Here is a 21,139-nt window from a genome sequence, read left to right on the forward strand (position 1 = left end):
CCTTGACAAACTTTTTCGTTTCATCGCAAAATGTTGTTTCACCCACTTTTTATTATATTTTGCTATATCAATTTTGGTAATGTCATCATTACTATATTATTTAGATACTATATACAGATATGACGGTATTGGGACAGATGAATGGGAGATATACAAACCGAAATACCCTGATACACCAAGTGGTGTGTCTTGTTGGCTGAAACAACGTCCAACGAAACGGACAAGCCCGTCACCTCGGAAGGTGGCGGTCAGGTCGCCATGGGGGCAATAATCGGGGTATCGGTGACCTCATAAGCAAAATCGGCCCCCACTTCGTGTACTACACAGCAAATATGAAAATGTACGATACCAATATATTGCAGATCTCTGTTACAGTGATATTGGAGATTCTAATCGAACTCAGTTTTAATCGGCACCGTCAAGAAAGTCAACGATTAGCATTACTACTCTGCTTCATACTTTACTTCAACGTGCAATGCCTGGAAATGAGAGAGGTCTTTAGCGTATTTCGCGCGTGAGGACAAATAATATGGTGAAAAGAGTCATTTTCGCGCAGTTCAAAATTTGATCGGCGTTCGCGAACGCGTCGCGTTCGCTCACTGCTGTGAGACTCACAACGTTCGTCTCACAACGTGTGCTTCGCTTCGCTCAGCACACTCTCGGCCGTCGCACCTTCTTCAACGCAAACTACCAAGCGACGCGTCTCGTCGCGTCGCGATTCCTGCGTTGTGTAGTACGAGAAGCGAGATTTGAGCATACAGTCCTACCGGCAGCCTTTCAGGATCGAACTACCGTTCGAACAGTTGATAGTACAGCACAGCCAGCGCGCTCCGGCCGTCACGTAGGTCGTCCTCGCGGACGGCCGCAACCAGGTCTTCAAACGTGGTCGTCTCGACGTGGATCGACTCGTTGTCGTCGAGGTCCTGCTCGGCAGTCGGCTCGCAGTCGTGGGCGACGAAGTAGTGGAACACCGAGTCGGCGAAGCCGTTGGCGGGTTCGACCGTCGTCAGGTGTTCGACCGATCCGGCCTCGTAGCCGGTCTCCTCGCGGAGTTCGCGCCGCGCCGCAGTCTCTCGATCAGCGTCGTCGGCCTCGATCGATCCGGCGGGGAGCGCGCGGTTGACCCGCTTGACTGGCTGTCGCCACTCATCGATGACGACGACCTCGTCGTTCGAGGTGAACGGGAGCACGACGACCGCTTCGTTCTCCGAGAGGTAGTCGAACTCGCCCGTTTGGCCGTTCGGAAAACGCACGTCTTCGTTGTAAATGTCGAATCCGTCACAGCTGTAGGCGACGCGGCTGTCCACTGTCTCCCACGCGAGGTCGTTATCAGTCATATGCTATCGTCGAATCAGCAACGATAAAACGAGTACGGAAGCGATCCGCGAAGTCGGACTCACCACCGTGCTCGATGAGTTCCCGGGCGTCTCACCACCCGACGTGCCTATCAGAATCGAGACAGACCACTCGCGTCACGACCAATAGAAGACGAATCCGCACATTCAACACCGTGCGTCAGAAGTGATAGATACGGAGAAATGGGCGAAGATCCATTCCGACAGATCGTCGACCATCTCACGGAAGTCGTCTGGATGCTCGACGCAGACCTGTCGGACATCGTCTACGTGAATCCAGCCTACGAGTCGGTCGTCGGGGTATCTCCTGATTGCGACCCGGCGACGGTCGTCCACCCTGACAATCAGGCCGCGGCCAGAGAGTGGCTGGCCGAAATCGGCCAAGACATTGCCGCCGGTGAGACCGAACGAGAGTACGTCCTGCAAGTACAGGTCGGCAGCGGCGACGACGAGCGTTGGCTCGAGACCATTGGCGTCCCCGTCCGCGAGGACGGCGAGGTGGTCGGCCTCGCCGGCCTCTCCTCGGACGTCACGGAATACGTCGAACGCGAACAGCAGCTCGAGGCACAGGTCGAGCGCCTCGATCAGTTCGCGAGCATGGTCAGTCACGATCTGCGCAATCCGCTGTCGGTCGCGATGAGTCACCTCGAACTGCTCCAGGCGAACGACGACTCGGGCTCGGTCGAGACTGCCCTCGAGTCCCTCGAGCGGATCGAAGCGATTACCGACGATCTGCTGACGGTCGTCCGTGGTGGTGATGACGTCGACGAGATTCGAACGGTCGATCTCGCAGCGATCAGCCGGAACGCCTGGGCGGAAATCGACACACGCGAGGCATCGTTACACGAGACCGACGCTGGACGGTTCCAGGCCGATCCCGGGAAACTACAGACGTTGCTGGAGAACCTGTTCACGAACGCGATCGGGCACGGTGGTGCGGACGTGACCGTCATGGTCGGATCGCTCCCGGACGGATTCTACGTGGCCGACGACGGCAGTGGGATCGAGCCCGCCGATCGAGAATCAGTGTTCGAACACGGGTACACGAGTGGCTACGGGGGCACGGGCGTCGGGCTGACAATCGTCGATCGGATTGCCACCGCCCACGGCTGGGACATCTCGGTGACCGACAGTGAAGACGGCGGCGCACGCTTCGAGTTTCGGACTGGAGCGGAGTGAACGCCACCGCGGACCGCCGGTTCTTTGACGATCGCGCCGGAATTGCCACACATGACGGCCTTTGGATTCCTGAGCGTGGCACCGGTCATCGAAGGCAGCATGTCAGGCGAGGTCGCCAAGGCAGTTGCGGCGATCGAAGACCACGACGTTGGCTACCAGACGACGCCGATGGGCACGATCATCGAGGCCGAGGACCCGGCGGACCTCTTTGGGGCCGCCGCTGATGCCCACGCGGCGGTCGACGCCGACCGCGTCGAGACGTTCCTCAAGATCGACGACAAGCGCGCGGTCGAACAGGCCGCCGGGGAGAAAGTCGAGTCCGTCGCCGAGGAGTTGGGTCACGATCCCGAGCAGGATTTCGAGGAGTAAGGACCCGCCGGTTGCACGTGGGTTTTCAATCCCCCGGACCGAACGGTGTACATGGACCAGCTCAACCGGATGGCCACGGAACTCGTCGACGAGGCCATCGACTTCGCCGACGAACTCGGCATCGTGGAGTATCGCTTGGATAACGACACGACAGTCCTTGACTTCGGCGTCACCCATCCCGGTGGTGTCGAAGCGGGACTGATGCTGGCCGAGATCCAGACCGGCGGCCTGGCCTCTGTCACGTCGCGGCTGGAAGCCGTCGGCGACGCAACGCTCCCGCACGTGGAGGTGACGACCGACCACCCGTCACTGGCCCTGCTCTGTGCACAGAAGAGTGGCTGGGAACTGGCAACGGAGGACTTCGAGGGGTTAGGGAGCGGGCCAGCGCGTGCGCTCGTCGCCAGGGAAGACGTGTTTGACCGACTCGGGTACGCCGAAGCCTTCGACTTCGGCGTGTTGGCCGTCGAAGCCGATGCAATGCCGACTGAGGCGGCGGCCGCGCAGGTCGCCGAGCTGGCTGGCGTCGGCGAGAGCAGCATCTTCCTGCCGACCTACGCGACGGCGTCGATCACCGGCAGCGTCTCGGCGGCCGCCCGCGCGGGGGAACTCGCCGTCTATCGGCTGTTCGAACTGGGATACGACCCGGAAGAGATTCACTCAGTGTCTGGATTCGCCCCGGTCGCGCCCGTCGCCGAGAGCGAATCGGCCGCGATGGCCCGCACGAACGACGCACTGGCGTATGGCAGCGAGGTCCACGTGACCGTCGAGTCGACGTTCGACCGCTTCGACGAGGTTCCCTCGACGGCAAACGCGGACTACGGGCAACCGTTCGAGGAAATCTTCGAGGCGGCCGAGTGGGACTTCGAGGAACTGCCGGCGACCGTCTTCGGTCCGGCCCAGGTGACGATCGACGTGATCGGCGGCGAAACGACAACCTACGGCGAAACGAACGAAGACGTGCTGGCCGAGAGTTTCGGCGTGTAGCGGCCCGGAAGTGACTCGGCAGCCATTCGGAGTCGTTTTCAGTTCCCCGCCCCTCTCATCGATTAATGACCATTGAGGCCGTCCTGTTCGATCTGGACGACACCCTCTGTGAATACTGCCGGCCATCGAGTGATGTGCTGAGCGCGGCCTTCGAGCGAGTGGGCGTCGAGCCGTTCTTCGAAGTGACTGATTACCAGCGCCGGTTCGGCGAATTCGTCGAACCGGGCGACGACATCCGAGGTGTCCGTCGACGCTGTTTCAGTACCTTCGCCGAAGAATCGGAGCGGGACCCCGACGTCGGTCGCGCTATCGCTGAAGCGTACGCGACCGAACGCGACCAGACCAACGTCCGGTTTCTCCCCGGTGCCGAGACGGCGTTCGAGCGAATGATTGAGCGCTACCGGGTCGGCATCGTCACCAACGGCGACCCGTGGATGCAGTCCCAGAAGCTCGCTGGCTTAGGCGTCGACGGTCGCGTCGAAACAGTGGTCCACGGCGGACATGACGCGCCGTACAAACCCGATCCCGAACCGTTCGACGTCGCACTGGAGCAGCTGGGAGTCGACGCCAGTCGGAGCGTCCACGTGGGGAACTCACTGGAAAGTGACGTCGCGGGGGCGAACAACGCTGGCGTTCGATCCGTGTGGCTCGACGGCAACAGCGACATCGATCCGGATCCGATACCGGACTATCGAATCGAGTCTATGCACGAAGTGGCCGAGGAGCCGTGGCGAGTCTGAATCGGCGTCGCTGAGAAATTACCTACTCCACACCGGTCACGTCCGTCACCGTCCCGACGCCCTTCGAGCGCCCTTCACGGAAGACGAAGCGCTGGCCTTCTTCGACGAGATAGGACCGAAACTTGAACCGAACGCGTGCCCGGCCGCTGTCGCCCGGCAGCAGCTGGCCGCCTTCGGGGTAGAACGCGGCGGCCTCGCTGACTGTCTCCAGATGGACGACGGGTTCGTAGCCGTCGCCGATCCGCGTCGGGTGGTTGAGCACCATCACCTCGGCCTCGAACTCCCGGACTGGCTGGGGGTCGGCCTCGCGCGGCAGCAGCACCATCCCACGCTCGACGTCCTGCTCTTCGACACCCTTCAGTGCAATCCCGACGATGCGGCCAGCCTGGGCTTCCTCAACGCGGTGGTAGTGCATCTCGATAGAACGGGCCTCGACCTCCCGGAAGGAGCCGTCGGCCATCGGTCCGAGGAGGAGTTCGTCGCCGGCTTCGACGCGACCGGCGTTGATCGTTCCCGAGGCGACGGCGCCGACGCCCGTGACGTTGTAACTCCGGTCGACGTACATTCGGAACTGGGCGGTCTCGTCGCCGCCGGTCTTGGGCAACCGCTCGAAGAGGTCATCGAGCGTGTCGAGTCCGTCCATCGTGACGGCGCTGGTCCGCACCACGGGCACGACAGTCTCGGAAATCTCTTCGACGGCGGCGTCGGCTCCGTGTCGATCGACGGCGAGCGGGGTCTTTTCGACGTCACGCAACAGTCCCTCGGCCTCGCGTTCGACCGCGGCCACGCGTTCGTCGTCGACGAGGTCGGTCTTGGTGATCGCGACGATCGTCGGCAGATCGGTCGCCAACAGAATACCGAGGTGTTCACGGGTCGTCTTCGTCGGCCCGTCGTCTGCGGCGACAGTCAGGAGGCCGTAATCGAGTTTCTGGCCGACGAGGCCGCGGATCGTCGTCCGGAGCCAGGGTTCGTGGCCGACGGTGTCGACGAAACTCACGAGTCGGTCAGCCTCTTCGACGATGCGGGCGCGATCGGTCTTCCGGTCCGGGTTGTCCATCCGGACCGGGCCGGCCTCATCGAACCCGTAGACGCCATACGAGAGATCCGCCGAGAGCCCGCGTTCGACCTCGTGGGGCTGGACATCGAGGAAGGATCGGGTCCCGCCCTCACCGTCGTCCGGCTGGCCGGTGACCAGCGAGCCAACGAGCGTCGACTTGCCGTGATCGACGTGGCCGGCCGTCCCGACGACGATGTGTTCGTCGTCTTCTAAGACTGTGCCCTCACGGATCGTGGCGACGCCGACGATACCACGCTCTCCACTCTGGCCCCTGATTGCGTTGCCTTCGCTGTCGACGCCCCACGTCTCGACGTCCTCGATGTGGGCGCCGGCCTCCTCGGAAAGCAGGGAGAGCACGTCCATGGACTCGGAGAAGTCGTCAGGGTCGATGCCTGCGATGGCCCCCTCGTCGGTGACGCCAACGACGTACGTCGCCTCGCCGTCGCCCGAGAGGACACGATGGCGGAGCTGTGCGGCCAGACTCTCCAGTCGCCCCTCTGTCAGGTGGAGGTTCCGTGTGAGCCGTTCCTTGAACTCGACGCTGCCGCCCTCCCGCTCGCCACGATCGATCGCACCTTCGAGGACGGCCCGGTCGGGATTCATGCGGATCGCTAACGGGGGTGCCACCAAAAACCTTCCCCGAATCTGGTCGAGTCAGTGGCTAAACGACGAGTTCACTCTGTCACCTGCCGTGAGTCGACGAACGCGAACGTGACGGGGCTTTATAAATCTCGATACAGAAGTATCATGATATAATCATGAGTATACTCAACTCGTTTGGCGGGTTAGTCGCGAGCGTCATCGCGGCCCTGGTACTGTTAGTGTTCGCGGTGCTGAGTTTCTTCGTCACCGTGTTCATCGTGGATGTCGGGGCGAACCTGGCGGGACTCGAACCAACTGCTGATTACGTGACACTGTCAGCAGCGCTTCTCTCGACGGGTGCGATCGTCGCCGGCGCATCGCCGATGACCGGGCTCGCTGGCGAATAAGCGGCTGGTCATCAACCGATATTCAGACACGTACCTTCGCGAGCGTCGCGTCTATCTAGATCGAGAGGCAGCGTCCCCTCGCAACTGCCACGTTCCGCCTCGTCGCCGTCCGCTACCAAGCCGTTTTGACGATCGCCCGCACAGAGAGAACATGGCACCGACCGACCCCCAAGAGGCCGCCTTCGAACTCGGGATCAAGTTCGGCTCGCTGTACCACCAGTTCGCCGGGACGCCGATCAGCCCCGAGAGTGCGCCCGATCTTGCGGCAGCTATCGAGAGCGCGATCGAGAACCAGCCACACTGCCGGGACGTGACCGTCGAGATGCAACTGGAAGCGATTCGGGACGCAATCGAGCCTGACGTCGGATACACGGAATTCACCGGCGAGTTCGCCAAAGTCGAGATCGTCGTCGAGTACGATGGCATCGAGGTGACAGCCATCATGATGATGGATGACGGGTATCCGCGGATGGAACTGATCGAAGTCGAGTGATCGTAGACTGCTTCAGGAACTGAAGCCGTGGCCCAAAGCTAAGAGCGTGGGGTTCCAGCGTCGGATATGGCCCTCGCTGCGATCGAGCGGATCGACGACGCCGTCGACATGACGCGGTCGTTTCTCACGCCCGTCACGGCAGGACGCTGGGGACGACTGGCAGTGATCGCTGCCTTATTGCTGGGCGGGACGGGCGGTGGTGGCGCGGCGGTATCAAGTGTGAGCAACGTGCCCGCGACAGCCGGGTCCGTCCCGGACGAGGAGTTCCCCGAACTCGCCGTCGAGTTCCCCGAACTTTCCGCAACAGCGGTGGCCGTCGTCATCGGTGCGATCGCCGCCGTCGTACTGGTCGGCCTCATCGTGGGTGCCGTCGGCGCGATCATGGAGTTCGTCTTCGTCGAATCGCTCTCGACCAACGAGATCCACGTCCGGCGATACACCCGGCGGTATGCCGGGAAGGGGCTACGGTTGTTCGTGTTCCGACTCGTGCTCGCACTGGCGACAGCGATCGTGCTTGGCGGGGCCACGCTACTGCTGTTCGGTGACGTCTTCGCTGGACTGCTGGCCGGCGAGATCGTCGTTCCGTCGGGAGGGCGCCTGTTGGTCGGCGCACTCGTCCTCGTCCCGCTCGGAATCGCGGTCGGTATCGTGGTAGCGCTGGCAAACGGCTTCACGACCGAATTCGTCGTCCCGATTATGCGCCGTGAGGATCGTGGCTTGCTCGACGCTTGGCGACGGTTCTGGCCGACACTGGTCGGCCAGTGGAAACAGTACGGAACGTACGTCGTGGTGGCCTTTGGCCTCCATATCGTCACGGAGATCGCCGGAAGTATCGTCATCGGGATCGCTGCCATCGCGCTGGCGATCCCCTTTGCGATCGTCGCCGTGCCCGTCGGGCTGGGAGTCGTGCAAGGCGGGACCATCACGGCCGGTGCGATCGTGCTCCTGGTCGTCCTGCTGGGCCTGTATCTGCTGGTCGTCTTGCTCGCGGCGGCAGTCGTGTACGTGCCGATCAAGGTGTTCCACCGGCAGTTCGCCCTGCTCGTCCTTGGCGACACCAACGAGGCATTCGATGTGCTCGGCGACCGGCGACCGTCGAGAACAGCGTAGCGAGATACCGACTGCTCCCTTCACTTTCAGTTTTGGGCAACCTTTTAACCGGAGTGCGGTTGAATCCCCGCACATGAGCCAGACGACACTCGACGACGACGACCTCTTTGGCGAAGCGGCAAGCGAAATGCGCGAGGATGTCGAACAACACCTCGAGGCCACCCGGGATGCGCTACCAGACGTGGCCGACATCTGGGCTGTCGAGGCCGACAACACGCTTGGCGTCCTCAACGCGCTCCGGTCGGGCGTCGATCCCGGCGACGCCGAAGAGCACCTCCGGGACGCCAAGAAGTGGTACACGATGGGCGAGCGCGCCGACGCCTTCGAGGACGCTGGCGACCTCGAAGCCGAACTCGAAGCACTCGAGGGGATTGTCGGTGACTTGACCGAGGCCCGCGAGCAGGTCGGGGAGTTAACGAGTACGATTCCAGAACTGAAGAGCGCGCTCGAATCCGCTGGCGAAGCGACTGGTGAGGAAGCCGACGAGGAATAACCGTCACCGTTAGTCGCGTTCGGCGACGCGTTCGAGCAGCGCCGCCAGCGCGTCGGCGGCCGTATCCAGCAACTGCTCGCCCAACGCGGCGTCGCCGTCGGCGGGATCGCCGACGACACCGTTGTCCGAGAATTCGTTCGTGTCGTAAGCGAGATTGACACTTCCGTCCCACTCACCCCAGCGGTCGGCCGCGTCCTCGCCGGCCGTCTCTTTCGCTTCGGCGTCGATCAACTCGGGGGCAACGTGTTCGAGCAAGGCCGTTTCGAGCGGGCCGGCGTGGCCCATCTCGACATCGTCGGGATCGACCGCGTCGAACCACGTGAACGGGACGGCATACGCGTCGCCGTCCCGAGAAATCCGTGCACAGACCTCCCGAAGTGCCGGGACGTTGCCACCGTGGCCGTTGACGACCACGACCCGATCGAAGCCGTGGTGGGCGAGACTCTCGATCGTCTCACGGACGGACGCCCGAAAGGTGTCTTCGCTTACCCAGAGTGAGCCGGCAAAGGCCCGGTGTTCCTCGCTCACGCCGATGGAGATCGATGGCGCAACGACGACGTCCCGGTCGACGGCGTCAGCCCCTGCCTCCGCGACTGCTTCTGCGGCGAGGGTGTCGGTACCCAGTGGTGCGTGTGGCCCGTGTTGTTCGGTACTGCCGACCGGTAAGACGGCGAGCGAAGTCTCGGCACCCTCGACGTCAGTCCAGGTGCAGTCGGCTAGTTGCATGGCTCACACGGGCGGCCGAGCCGGCAAAACACTTCGGTACGATCAGAAGCTGATGTCGAATCGAGCGCCGCCGTTCTCGCTTTCCCCGGCCGTGATCGACCAGCCGTGGGCTTCCGCCGTCGTCTCGACGATAGAGAGCCCGAACCCCGTCCCCTCGTCGTTGGTCGTGACGCCTTCCTCGAAGATCCGGTCCCTGATCGCCGGGTCGATCCCCGGGCCGTCGTCGGCCACGTAGAATCCGTCATCGGTAGATCCGACGGTGATCGTCACCCCGCGTTTGCCCCCGGCTGTACCGTCACCGGCTGGCGACGGCGGGTGTTCGCTCCCGTGTTCGACCGCATTCCGGAAGAGGTTCTCGAACAGCCCCGACAGCGAACTCGGATCCGCCTCGAAGGTGCGATCCGAATCGATCCGGAGGGTTGCGTTCCCCGTTTCGACGTGTTCCCAGGCATCACGCGCGACCGCCTGCAGGGAGATACGCTCGGCGTTACCGACGGCCTGTCCCTGTTTGGCCAGCGAAAGGAGGTCCTCGAGCAGTGCCGACATGCGTTCGTTCGCGTCGAGCGCGGATTCGAGTCTGGTGCGAACCTCCGCATCATCAGTCGCGGCCAACGCGAGTTCGATCTGTCCCGTCGAGACTTCGAGGGGATTGCGCAGGTCGTGTGAGATCACGTCGACGAACCGCTCGAGTTGCTCGTTTTGATGCTGGAGGGTCTGTTCGCGGCGTTTGCGGTCGGTGATGTCGGTGTAGATGCCGTAGCCTTCGGTCTCGCCGGACTGTCTGGTGACGATCGCCGACCGGAACAAGAACGTGCGGCGCTGGCCGTCGGCCGTCACTCGTTCGATCGCAGTGCCCGACTGCTCGGCCGAGCGAGCCCACAGGGCTGGCGCGGAGAGGGTCGCGTCCCCCGGCACGATCAAGTCCTCCAGCCGACTGCCGGTGATCGCCGTCGCGTCGTACCCGAACGTCTCCTCGAAAGCGTGGTTGACCATCGAGACGATCGGCTCGTCGGCCTCGAACTCGACGACGACGGCCGGTTCCGGGACGTTCGCCAGCAGCGTCTCGAAGCGGCGTTCGGCCTGGAGGTCGACGCTAACCTCGGTGGCGATCATGCTCAGATAGCCCGACTCCCGCTGCTGGATGGCCTCACAGATGTCGATCACGTCACCCGTCTCGTAACTGTCGCGGTCACCGAGACCGATCGAGTCGGCGGCTGACTCGACGACGGCACTCGCTTTCTCGACGCCGACGGCCTGGGCAAACTCGGCGACGAGTTCGTCGTGGTCCATCACGCCGGGAACAACAACACGACTGTCGTCGTGTTGTGAAAGCCGCTCGTCTCTCCTTTTCGAAGGCACGTTTCCCCGTACGTCTCGAAGCCACAGAACGGCACGCCGAGTTCGTCGTCGATCGCCGCGACGGCGTCGTCGAACCGATCGTCGAGAATGATCTCCCGGCACGCACAGTCATAGACGAACGCCCCAGCCGGGTCCCCGTCGAGCATTTCGACGGCCGAGCGGGCGACTCCCCCGGCGGAGGTGATCTGATCGTCGGGATGGCCGTGCATCACTCGAAATACCGTCCCTTCCGGGATGTCAACGGCGAACGTGAGTTCGCGTTTCTCGGGGTCTTCGACGCGGGGCCACCGGACCTTGTAGCTGTCTCCCTGATCGACGCCGAACTCGAACTCGCCCATGACCTTCGTGAGAACGGACAAGTCACCGTCTAAGTCGTCAATGTCGACGCCAAAGCGTTTCTTGACAGGTTCTCTGACAGCGTCTGCCCAGGCCTCGAAGGCAGGTCGTCCATCCAGTTCGGCGACGACACTACCCTCGGTGGCAGTCGCCGTCATCGGCTCGGAAATCGGTTCGTGGCCGTGATCGACGGTGACGGCAAGGCGACGCTCGGATTCGATGAACGCGACCACGAGCGCGTCGTCGGCGATCGTCTCCCCGTAAAACACCGGCGTCGATTCGAGGGCGTAGTTGTCCGAGGCTGCACCGCCGGCGACGCTGACTCGCGGCCCGAGTTTGCGCTGGACGACCAGTGCGAGTTGTTCGCCCAGCCCCGAGAGGCCGTCGTGGAGGACAATCGCCGCCTGATACGGATACTCGCTGGATTCGGTCGGGAGATCGGCCAGCGCCTCTCGCACTGCTCCGGAGACGTTCTCGGTGAGCCCGGTCCCCAGGCCGGTCGTGATCGAAAGCGTCTCACTCTTGAGGAGGCCGACGACGACAGCCCGCTCAGCCGTCTCCGATTCGGTGAACTCGCCGGTCGACGCACAGCCGATCAGCGACGGATCCTCGCCCACGACGCTCTTGACCCCCTCAAGGACGGCCTCGGGATCGTACGCCGAGGAACAGAATACCTGGCAGAAATCTGCCGACTCTGGAATGTCGGCCAGCGCGCTCTCGGCGGCCGTCCGTCCAGCCGTTTGGCCGTCGTCTGCTGCACTGAGACCGGAGCTGAATCGTGTCGTCATGGGTTACACTCGCGCCGGTTCGGTTCGAACACTGCTTGCTGTAATTCAGCCGGCTTCTGTTAAAAACGTTGGTCACATTTCTACTGTCCGCACGCCTGGGGCCGCATTCACACTGTCTCCGTTCAGTTGTCGTCAGCTTCCACTTCGTCGGCGTCAATGTGCGAGCGCCGCTCGGCAGCGCGTTCGATGAATTCCTGTGGGAGTTCGTCAATCTCGCCGGCCTGGACCGCCCAGAGTTTCGCATAGAGGCCGTCTTCGGTGAGCAATGCTTCGTGGGACCCACGCTCGACGATCCGACCGTCCTCGATGACGACGATCCGGTCTGCGTCCTTGATCGTCGAGAGGCGATGCGCGATGGCGAAGGTGGTCCGATCGGCGGTGAGTTTGTCCAGGGATCGCTGGATCAACATCTCCGTCTCGGTGTCCACATCGGAGGTCGCCTCGTCGAGGACGAGGATCTCCGGGTCCTTGAGGATAGCCCGTGAGAGGGCGATCCGCTGGCGCTGGCCACCCGAAAGCTTGACCCCGCGCTCGCCGACCTTCGTGTCATACCCCTCGGGCAGGTTCTGGATGAACCGATGGGCCTCAGCCATCTTCGCCGCTTCGACGACTTCCTCTTTGCTGGCGTCGAACGTGCCGTACTCGATATTCTCCCGGACCGTCCCGTAGAACAGGAACGTCTCCTGGCTGACGTAGCCAAGCGTCTGCCGGAGACTCGGGATCGTCGCGTCACGGAGGTCGGTCCCATCGATTTCGATTGCACCTTCATCAACGTCGTACATCCGGAGGAGGAGTTTCATGACGGTGGATTTGCCAGCCCCCGTCGGCCCCACTAGCGCGACGGTTTCACCACCGCCGACGTCAAAGGAGATGTCCTCGACGATATACTCACCGTCGCCAGCCCCGTTCTCGGTGTCGTAGCCAAAGGAAACGTCGTCGAACTCGACACGACCGTCGGTGACCGCCAGCGGTTCGGCGTCCGGATCCTCGACGATCCGGCTGGGCGTGTCCATCAACCCGAAGATGCGCTCACTGGAGGCGTGGGCGCGCTGGTACATGTTGATGATCTGCCCGAATTGGGCCATCGGCCAGATGAACCGTTGGGAGAGGAGGATGAAGCCGACGAACTGCCCTTCCGAGAGCGTGCCCGTGAAGAACCACGGCCCGCTGCCGGTGGTCTGGGAGGTGAACACCCACAGGCCGCCGACGAGGAAGGTGACGACGAACCCGACGCCCGACAGCAGCCGGAGCCCGGGGAAGAACTTGATCCGGGTGTTGATGGCCTCCCAGTTGGCGTCGAAGTAGTCTTCGGAGACGTCGTCGACCCGATCCGACTCGAAGGTCTCGGTGTTGGCGGTTTTGATGACCTGGATACCTCCGAGGTTGTTCTCCAGTCGCGAGTTGAGCTGTCCGACCGACGAGCGTACCTCGGCGTACTGGGGCTGGATGATCTCGACGAACTTGTAGGTGAAATATCCGATCAGGGGGACGACGCCGAGCGTCACCAGCGCGAGCTGCCAGTTCCAGGAGAAGAGGATCACGGCGATGCCGAGCACCATGATCGACAGGCGGAAGAAGGAGTTCATGCCGTCGTTGAGGAAGCGTTCTAAGCGGTTGACGTCATTCGAGAGGATCGACATCAGCTCACCGGTCTGCTTGTCGGCGAAGAAGTTCATGTTCAGCCGCTGCATTTTGTCGTAGGTGTCAGTCCGGACATCATGCTGGATGTTCTGGGAGAAGGAGTTCCAGCCCCAGTTGCGCGTCCAGTGGAAGGCCGCCCCGATCAGGAACGCCGCCCCGATGATGCCGACGGTAAGCCACAGCTGTGCGCCCTGGGTTTCGGGCAGCCAGGCGTCGGGGACCAGCCAGAGGCTGTAGGCCTGGTCGCCGAAGATGGCATCGATGGCGACCGTCAGCAAGAGTGGCGGGAGCAGATCCAGGATTCGAGCGGCGACACTGCTGACGAAGCCGATGGCAAACTGGAAGCGGTATTCCCAGCCGTAAGCGCGAAAGAGCCGCCGCATCGGCCGGTCGACACGGTCGCGGACGTCCTCGAAGACGTCATCGTCGTCGAGGTCGGAGACACCCATCGAAACGTCTCAGGGGTCTGTGGCTCAAAAGCCCGTCGAAGGTCTCAGTCGTGGACGGAATCGGGAATTACTACTTGATCACCGACGGTGATGCCCGTCTCGTTGGTCCAGCCGTAGGGGACTTCGAGGACGTACCGGCCCTGGCCGCGATACCGTCGATTCGGGTCACTTGGGTCCTCGGCCACTGGTGCGTGATGGATCGTCGTAATCTGTCCGTCAGCGTCGATAAAGAGGATATCGAGCGGGAAAGACATGTTTCGCATCACGTAGGCGTAGGACCTGGATTCAGGGTGGACGAACAGCATCCCGTCGCCGGCTTGGAGGCGGTCGGTCTGGCTAAGTCCGACGTAGCGTTCGCGTTCGGTATCGGCGACCCGCACGTCGACGGCTGCAAGGGTGGTCCCGTTTTCGTCCTGAATCGTGACCGTGGCCTCACTGTACTCGAGGGGATGGAGCCACGGAGCGAGCGGGCCAGTCGGACTGGCAAGGACCATCGCGGCCGCGATGACGAGCAGCACGACGACGAGGCCGTTGACAAGCCGGGTGCGATCCACACGCCGAAAACGGGTGGAGAAGGTGAAAGCGTTCGGGTGAGAAAGTAAGGGTTATTTCGTCAGATGGGGAAGGTGGTGGTGTCGGGTCCGTGGTCTAGGTTGGTTATGACGTGGCCTTTACAAGGCCGAGGTCGGTGGTTCAAATCCGCCCGGACCCATTTTACGGCGAGCAAATCCGCGAGCCGCAAATGCGGTCCGGGCGGATTTGAGGCAGACGAGACACGCGCAGCGAAGCGAGAATGTCTCGGCGTGGTTCAAATCCGCCCGGACCCACTGTGGCGCGAACAATTCGTGAGCGCCGCATGGGGACTGAGGATTTGAACCCTGGAAGACGAACGAAGTGAGTCTTCCTTCGGTTCAAATCCGCCGGAAGAGCTCCGCTCTTCCGAGCCCTCGTTCGCTTCGCTCACGAGGACGCCCGGACCCACTGCACTTCTCGCGGCGCTCATGTTCGAGCGCCGCGTGTGTAAGGCGGCCGGCGGATTTGAAGCAAGGAGCGGGAGGTGAGCGAGCGGAGCGAGGTCGCGAAGCGACCTCGAAAAGCCGAACGGTGTAGCCGTGAGGCAGCGAGCGAACGGAAGCGACTGTGGTTCAAATCCGCCCTAACCCATATTTTGCGGCGAGCAAATACGCGAGCCGCAAATGTGGTCGAAAGGATTTGAGCCCCGGAAGTCGCGCGCAACGAGCATTGCGAGTGAGCACGTCTTCCTTCGGTTCAAATCCGCTGCGAGAGCGTATCTCTCGCAAGTCTTGCTTCACGTCGTTCAGCAAGACGCCGTGCAACCATGTTCCACGAGCCCTGCCTCACTACCGCTCGGCAGGACGCCGGAAGAGCTCCGCTCTTCCGAGCCCTCGTTTGCTGCGCTCACGAGAACGCCCGGACCCACTCACCGTCTGAACGAATCGCAAGTATGCCGTTTTGGCGGCTTTCGGGTCGTGAAGTCAGCGATTGGGCTTCTCTTTGGCCGGTCAGATTGGTGGTCACGATGGTCGAACCCGTTCAGTCCGTGGACGGGATCGGCTTCTCGGGGGATTCCAAAGTGTACCTGTAGACGAGTGCCAATCAATTTATTGGGAGCGAAAGAGCACGTCCGCACAATACATTTCCTCCAGGGGTCTCTCCAATCATAATCATTCTCACAGCACTCAAATTTTCGGTGAACCATTTTTCATCGGTGAATCAGCAACCCAATATTCGATCACATGGGGGATTGTCCAAACGAGCGCTCGACGTTCCAAGGCGGCGGTAACGGAGATGCAACTCCACAAGGGCTCCATCTGAAACCCCGATGATCGAGTTGAAGACGTCGATCACGCCGGTGCTTCAACCCCACAAGAGGCCCATCTGAAATGTGCCGATGACGGCGATTACCCCCGCAGCCGGAAGTGCTTCAACCCCACAGAGGTCCATCTGAAACGGGTGGCAACCTCGATCCCTCAGATGGGAGCGGCGGGCTTCTATCCCACAAGGGGTCCATCTGAAACCCAGCCGATCACGGGGGTGACGTTGGGGCCATGAGCACTTCAACCCCACAAGGGGTCCATCTGAAACGGGGTTGAAACAGCCTGGCTTCCGGAGTTCAATTCGACTTCAACCCCACAAGGGGTCCATCTGAAACTTCATCCAGTTCTGCCTCGAGCACGAAACGTCGATCACTTCAACCCCACAAGGGGTCCATCTGAAACTTCGGGAGCTTCGGTCCGAGCGCGTCGTACCACGTACTTCAACCCCACAAGGGGTCCATCTGAAACTCAGCAGCGGGAGACCCGCTCAGTGAGATTTTGCCGTCACTTCAACCCCACAAGGGGTCCATCTGAAACTCGGTCGCCTTGACGACCTCGCCGCGGATCGCCCACTTCAACCCCACAAGGGGTCCATCTGAAACGGTCTTCGTGCTTCTCGCCAGCGTTCTCACTGAATCACTTCAACCCCACAAGGGGTCCATCTGAAACTGCCTCTTGAGCAGCGGCGAGTGTGTCCTCGTTACTTCAACCCCACAAGGGGTCCATCTGAAACCAGGATTTCGTGCTCGTTGCGGTCGCGGAAGTCCTGACTTCAACCCCACAAGGGGTCCATCTGAAACCGACTTCTTGCGCCCAACCAGCTTCGAGGTGCCGACCACTTCAACCCCACAAGGGGTCCATCTGAAACCGTCAGTGATCTTTGAGTAGGTGTCCGTCGAGACCAACTTCAACCCCACAAGGGGTCCATCTGAAACCGACGCCAGCCAGAGCCCGACAGCCTACTACTCGTTACTTCAACCCCACAAGGGGTCCATCTGAAACCTGGAGCGCATCACGCACATGTCCGTCAAGAGATGACTTCAACCCCACAAGGGGTCCATCTGAAACGAGTGTGGTAACGCTCGGGTTGCGGCCGAAGTGATAACTTCAACCCCACAAGGGGTCCATCTGAAACCATCTCTTCGGCTTTCGATTCGACACCGTACACCCTCACTTCAACCCCACAAGGGGTCCATCTGAAACTCCGGTCACTTCGGGGCGTTATTCCTACAGATTATACTTCAACCCCACAAGGGGTCCATCTGAAACAAACTCTCCAGAAAGGGTTCGGCGTCCTGTACGAACTTCAACCCCACAAGGGGTCCATCTGAAACACCCTTTCGAGTAGTCGCTGCTCGCCTCCCAGTCCTCACTTCAACCCCACAAGGGGTCCATCTGAAACCAGAGCCAGATCGACACGATGCAGTTCGACAGCTCACTTCAACCCCACAAGGGGTCCATCTGAAACCATGGCCGAAACCGGCCATATAGCGCCTCATTTGCCGGCCTGGCCAATAGTGTTTTCGTCGACCCTCAATAACCAGCAAACCCCGGGGGGTCGATGGAAACGCAGAGACTTGTCGAGCAATCTCGCGAATACAGTGGACGTGGTGGTTATTCGTCGCGTTTCACACTGGGGTTCGACACTGCGCCGTTGGCTGCCGAGTCGAAGTCCCGGTGGTACTTCGCGAGCACACCCGACTCGTAGGTCGGTTCGGGATCTTCACGATCTTCGAGCCGCTGCTCGATTTCGTCGTCACTGAGATCCACGTCGAGCGAGCGCTCGGGGATGTCAACCGTCACCGTGTCGCCGTCTTCGAGTGCCCCGATCGGCCCGCCGACGAAACTCTCGGGGGCGACGTGGCCGATCATCGGCCCACGGGTCCCGCCGGAGAAGCGCCCATCGGTCAGCAGGGCCACGTCGTCCTCGTGGCCCTGGCCCACGACGGCGGCGGTGACGCCCAGCATCTCCCGCATACCGGGTCCGCCTTTCGGGCCTTCGCCACGGATGATGATCACGTCACCCGATTCGATGCGGTCCTCCTGGACGTACTTCATCGCATGCTCTTCGTCCTCGAAGATTCGAGCGGGGCCCTGGTGATAGAACTCGTCGTTGCCAGTCGCTTTCAGGACCGCCCCGTCCGGTGCGAGGTTCCCGGTCAGGATCTTGATCGCGCCCTCGGGTTCCTTGGGCTCGTGAATGGGATAGAGGAAGTCGGCGTCGATTTCCTCCTCCGGTGGGAGGCGACCCTGTTCTTCCAGATACTCAATTTCCTCGGCCAGCGTCCGGCCGGTGATCGTCATCGCGTCGCCGTGAAGCAGGTCGGCCTCGAGCAGTCGCCGGAGCACAACCGGCACGCCGCCGATCTCGTGGAGGTCGTTCATCACCTTCTCGCCGCCAGGCTGGAGGTCAGCGATCTTTGGCGTCCGCCGGGAAATTTCGTCGAAGTCCTCGATATTCAGGTTGACGCCCGCCTCGCCGGCCATCGCCAGCAGGTGGAGGACGGCGTTCGTCGAGCCGCCGATCGCCGTCTGGAGGGTGATGGCGTTCTCGAAGGATTCCCTGGAGAGGATGTCAGAGGGACGGCGACGCTCCTCGATGACTTCGACGGCCAACTCGCCGGCTTCTCGGGCGACCTCGTAGCGACTCTCCGCTTCAGCAGGTGCAGAGGCACTGCCAAGCGGCGCCAGGCCGATCACTTCCGAGATCGAGGCCATCGTATTGGCGGTGAACATCCCGCCGCAGGCCCCCGCACCCGGGCAGGCGTTGCGTTCGAGTTCGTCGAGTTCCTCGTCGTCCATGTCGCCGGTGGCGTGGGCACCGACACCCTCGAATACCTGGACGATTGTCACATCCCGGCCCTCGTGCTCGCCGGGCATGATAGATCCACCATAGAGGAAGACGCTGGGGAGATCCGTCCGGATCATCGCCATCATCATCCCGGGCATGTTCTTATCACAGCCGCCGATCGTCACGAGGCCGTCGACGCGCTCGCCAAAGGAAACCAACTCGACGGAGTCGGCGATGACCTCTCGGGAGATCAGCGAGGCCTTCATCCCCTCGGTGCCCATCGAGATAGCGTCGGAGATAGTGATCGTTCCGAATTCAACGGGCATCCCGCCCGCTTCGTCGGTCCCGTTCCAGGCCGTTTCGGCCACGTCATCGAGGTGGACGTTACAGGGCGTGATGTCGGCGGCGGGGTTGGCAATGCCCACGAGGGGCGAGTCGAAATCGGCGTCGTCGTAGCCCATCGCGCGGAACATTGCCCGGTGGGGGGCCTTGTCTGCCCCCTCGGTGACGTCTGTACTCGGGAGGTCCGCGTCCTTGTCACGCGAGAACCTGTCGTCGTTGGACATGCTCTAGAGGTGCCTCGCAGCGAGTAAAAAGACCCCGGTGGAGTTGATTGTCGCCGATTCCGCATCCGTGCATCGTCCAGACCAGTCGCTGAAACCAATCGATGGCTAGTCACTCGAACGGATCAGTCGCTGAATCGAGTCGCGTGACGGCCACTCGGGAAACTCCGATAGTTTGCTCCCAGGTCATGTCATCGCTAGACACAGCCGAATTTAGACGAGGCAATTCGGGGAGAGACGACTCGAACCAGGGAGAGCACGGACCCACTGTGAGAGACACCGGGTCTCGCCAGACAAACGATCGCCAGGTGGGGTTGCTGTTGATCGAGGGATTAGTTTGCTGGGGTGTCCTGTTGGCCGTCGTCGCTTCTGATCCGGAGTGCCGAAATCCGTGTGCCATCGACGTCCAACACCTCGATGACGTACTCGCCTGCTTCGACGCTGTCGCCGATGTCTGGGACCTGGCCGAGGCGGTCCATCACCAGTCCACCGAGCGTCTCGAAGCCGTCGCCCTCGAACGCTGTGTCGAGTGTGTCGTTGACGACCGAAAGCGTGACCGACCCGTCAGCGTCGTAGGTACCGTCGTCGTTTTGGCGTATCGAATGCTCGTTGAGATCGGTGTCGAACTCGTCGCGGAGATCGCCAACGATGGCTTCGACGACATCCTCGACGGTTGCGATCCCTTCGAGGACGCCCCACTCGTCGATGACGGCGGCCATCTGTCGCTGTTCGTTCCGGAACGCAAGGAGGAGTTCGTTGATTGTCATCGTCTCCGGAACGACCGCGAGTTCGCGTGCGAGATCGCCGGCAGTTGCCGACTCCGGCCCGGCTTCCGTGGCACGGAGCACATCTTTGACGTCGACGAAGCCAACTACCTGGTCGGCGTCATCGGCCGCGACGACCGGATAGCGTGTATGTTCGGTGTCGAACACCGTCGACCGGAGGGAAGGCAGCGACATATCCGCCGGGACGCTTACCACGTCCGGCCGGGGCACCATCACCTCTCGAACCACGGTGTCGTTGAGATCGAACACCCGTTCGATCATGTCGACTTCGGCCATTTCGACGTTGCCTTCCTCCCCCGAGCGCATCAGCACGCGACGGATCTCACGCTCTTCGAGCGTTTCGTCGGTCTCGGATGCCGGCTTGACCCCGAACAGACTCGTGAAGGCGTTGGCGGCCCCGTTGAATACGATGATTCCGGGGGCAAACAGGTAATACGAGAGTTTCATCGGCGGCGCGAGAAGCAGCGAGACACGCTCGGCGTCGGCAATCGCGATCGTCTTCGGTGCGAGTTCGCCGAACACGACGTGGAGGAAGGTGATGAAGCCAAAGCCGAGTGCGAATGCAACGAGGTGGATGAGGTCACCCGAGAGCACCGGTTCGAGCACTGGTTCGATGAGCGCAGCCACCGCCGGCTCGCCGATCCACCCGAGGCCGAGTGACGCGATGGTGATGCCAAGTTGCGTCGCCGCGAGGTAGTCATCGAGGTTCGCCATTACGTCCTCGAGCGCGGCGGAACCGGCACGCCCCTCCGCGGCCAGTTGCTCGACCGACGTGGACCGAACCCGGACGAACGCGAACTCCGAGGCGACGAAAAACCCGTTCAGGACGACGAGAAACAACGCTGCGAGGACCCGTGCCACCGAAAAGACAACGTCTACCATCGTTGCTCCCGAGGGAGGCAGCTGTTCGAGCGATGAGTGACCATAACAGGGATTCGGGAGCCGGTCTCTTAAATCGACGGAACGCTACCCGGAGCCCGAGAGCGTCGAGACGGTGGTCGATCGCACTCGTTCGGTCGTGTTTCGTTTAGCGAGTCCCACCATCGTGCGAAGCTTTGGAGCCAATTTTTGGCTGTTTCTGGTTCGACGTGACT

At 61.8% G+C, this 21,139-nt stretch carries 17 protein-coding genes, 1 tRNA gene and 1 CRISPR repeat array; of the genes, 9 read left to right on the forward strand and 9 right to left on the reverse strand.

Annotation, left to right across the window (positions count from 1 at the left end):
* Positions 1 to 788 precede the first annotated feature (788 nt).
* A complete protein-coding gene (locus HZR20_RS14120; RefSeq protein WP_181687387.1) occupies positions 789 to 1,337 on the reverse strand; it encodes an NUDIX hydrolase in 549 nt (182 codons plus the stop codon).
* A gap of 201 nt (positions 1,338 to 1,538) precedes the next feature.
* Here HZR20_RS14120 and HZR20_RS14125 point away from each other — a divergent pair, with 201 nt between their 5' ends.
* The 4 genes from HZR20_RS14125 to HZR20_RS14140 all read left to right on the forward strand — a co-directional run bounded on the left by HZR20_RS14125 (position 1,539) and on the right by HZR20_RS14140 (position 4,627).
* Positions 1,539 to 2,534, forward strand: coding sequence for a PAS domain-containing sensor histidine kinase (locus HZR20_RS14125; protein WP_181687388.1), 996 nt, complete (start codon positions 1,539 to 1,541; stop codon positions 2,532 to 2,534).
* 51 nt (positions 2,535 to 2,585) lie between these two features.
* Positions 2,586 to 2,903, forward strand: coding sequence for a thiamine-binding protein (locus HZR20_RS14130; RefSeq protein WP_181687389.1), 318 nt, complete (start codon positions 2,586 to 2,588; stop codon positions 2,901 to 2,903).
* 51 nt (positions 2,904 to 2,954) lie between these two features.
* Complete coding sequence (mch, locus tag HZR20_RS14135; protein ID WP_181687390.1) at positions 2,955 to 3,887, forward strand: methenyltetrahydromethanopterin cyclohydrolase; 933 nt, start codon at positions 2,955 to 2,957, stop codon at positions 3,885 to 3,887.
* 65 nt (positions 3,888 to 3,952) lie between these two features.
* The gene (locus HZR20_RS14140) at positions 3,953 to 4,627 is read left to right on the forward strand and encodes an HAD family hydrolase (RefSeq protein ID WP_181687391.1); all 675 of its coding nucleotides are present in this window, start codon (positions 3,953 to 3,955) and stop codon (positions 4,625 to 4,627) included.
* Between the two features lie 22 nt (positions 4,628 to 4,649).
* On the opposite strand, the gene HZR20_RS14145 is transcribed toward HZR20_RS14140, so the two are convergent.
* Positions 4,650 to 6,287, reverse strand: a complete 1,638-nt coding sequence (locus HZR20_RS14145; protein WP_181687392.1) for a GTPBP1 family GTP-binding protein — start codon at positions 6,285 to 6,287, stop codon at positions 4,650 to 4,652.
* 155 nt (positions 6,288 to 6,442) lie between these two features.
* Here HZR20_RS14145 and HZR20_RS14150 point away from each other — a divergent pair, with 155 nt between their 5' ends.
* The 4 genes from HZR20_RS14150 (at position 6,443) to HZR20_RS14165 (ending at position 8,769) form a co-directional block, all read left to right on the forward strand.
* Positions 6,443 to 6,673 (forward strand): hypothetical protein, encoded by a 231-nt coding sequence (locus HZR20_RS14150; RefSeq protein WP_181687393.1) that lies wholly within the window; start codon positions 6,443 to 6,445, stop codon positions 6,671 to 6,673.
* Positions 6,674 to 6,824: 151 nt separating this feature from the next.
* The gene (locus HZR20_RS14155; protein ID WP_181687394.1) at positions 6,825 to 7,166 is read left to right on the forward strand and encodes a dihydroneopterin aldolase family protein; all 342 of its coding nucleotides are present in this window, start codon (positions 6,825 to 6,827) and stop codon (positions 7,164 to 7,166) included.
* 66 nt (positions 7,167 to 7,232) lie between these two features.
* Complete coding sequence (locus HZR20_RS14160; protein WP_181687395.1) at positions 7,233 to 8,276, forward strand: DUF7544 domain-containing protein; 1,044 nt, start codon at positions 7,233 to 7,235, stop codon at positions 8,274 to 8,276.
* A gap of 73 nt (positions 8,277 to 8,349) precedes the next feature.
* Entirely contained in the window at positions 8,350 to 8,769 is a 420-nt protein-coding gene (locus HZR20_RS14165) for a DUF5790 family protein (RefSeq protein WP_181687396.1), read from the forward strand.
* Between the two features lie 9 nt (positions 8,770 to 8,778).
* On the opposite strand, the gene HZR20_RS14170 is transcribed toward HZR20_RS14165, so the two are convergent.
* The 5 genes from HZR20_RS14170 to HZR20_RS14190 form a co-directional block, all read right to left on the reverse strand.
* On the reverse strand, positions 8,779 to 9,495 hold the full coding sequence (locus HZR20_RS14170) for a creatininase family protein (RefSeq protein ID WP_181687397.1): 717 nt from the start codon (positions 9,493 to 9,495) through the stop codon (positions 8,779 to 8,781).
* Between the two features lie 42 nt (positions 9,496 to 9,537).
* Complete coding sequence (locus tag HZR20_RS14175) at positions 9,538 to 10,785, reverse strand: ATP-binding protein (protein ID WP_181687398.1); 1,248 nt, start codon at positions 10,783 to 10,785, stop codon at positions 9,538 to 9,540.
* Positions 10,785 to 11,978 (reverse strand): FIST signal transduction protein, encoded by a 1,194-nt coding sequence (locus tag HZR20_RS14180; protein WP_181687399.1) that lies wholly within the window; start codon positions 11,976 to 11,978, stop codon positions 10,785 to 10,787. The genes HZR20_RS14175 and HZR20_RS14180 overlap by 1 nt, the downstream gene beginning before the upstream one ends.
* 122 nt (positions 11,979 to 12,100) lie before the next feature.
* Positions 12,101 to 14,068, reverse strand: a complete 1,968-nt coding sequence (locus HZR20_RS14185) for an ABC transporter ATP-binding protein (protein WP_181687400.1) — start codon at positions 14,066 to 14,068, stop codon at positions 12,101 to 12,103.
* 44 nt (positions 14,069 to 14,112) lie between these two features.
* Complete coding sequence (locus HZR20_RS14190) at positions 14,113 to 14,622, reverse strand: DUF192 domain-containing protein (protein ID WP_309484943.1); 510 nt, start codon at positions 14,620 to 14,622, stop codon at positions 14,113 to 14,115.
* 83 nt (positions 14,623 to 14,705) lie between these two features.
* Here HZR20_RS14190 and HZR20_RS14195 point away from each other — a divergent pair.
* A tRNA-Val gene (locus HZR20_RS14195) sits at positions 14,706 to 14,780 on the forward strand.
* A gap of 1,296 nt (positions 14,781 to 16,076) precedes the next feature.
* Positions 16,077 to 17,374: direct repeats of the CRISPR family, unit length 31 nt; unit sequence ACTTCAACCCCACAAGGGGTCCATCTGAAAC.
* 146 nt (positions 17,375 to 17,520) lie between these two features.
* Here HZR20_RS14195 and ilvD read toward each other — a convergent pair.
* A complete protein-coding gene (gene ilvD / locus HZR20_RS14200) occupies positions 17,521 to 19,263 on the reverse strand; it encodes a dihydroxy-acid dehydratase (protein ID WP_181687401.1) in 1,743 nt (580 codons plus the stop codon).
* Between the two features lie 329 nt (positions 19,264 to 19,592).
* Positions 19,593 to 20,927: a hemolysin family protein gene (locus HZR20_RS14205; RefSeq protein WP_181687402.1), complete on the reverse strand. Its 1,335-nt coding sequence runs from the start codon at positions 20,925 to 20,927 to the stop codon at positions 19,593 to 19,595.
* Positions 20,928 to 21,139: the final 212 nt, after the last annotated feature.

The organism is Halorhabdus salina (genome assembly GCF_013839425.1).
Taxonomy (GTDB): Archaea; Halobacteriota; Halobacteria; order Halobacteriales; family Haloarculaceae; genus Halorhabdus; species Halorhabdus salina.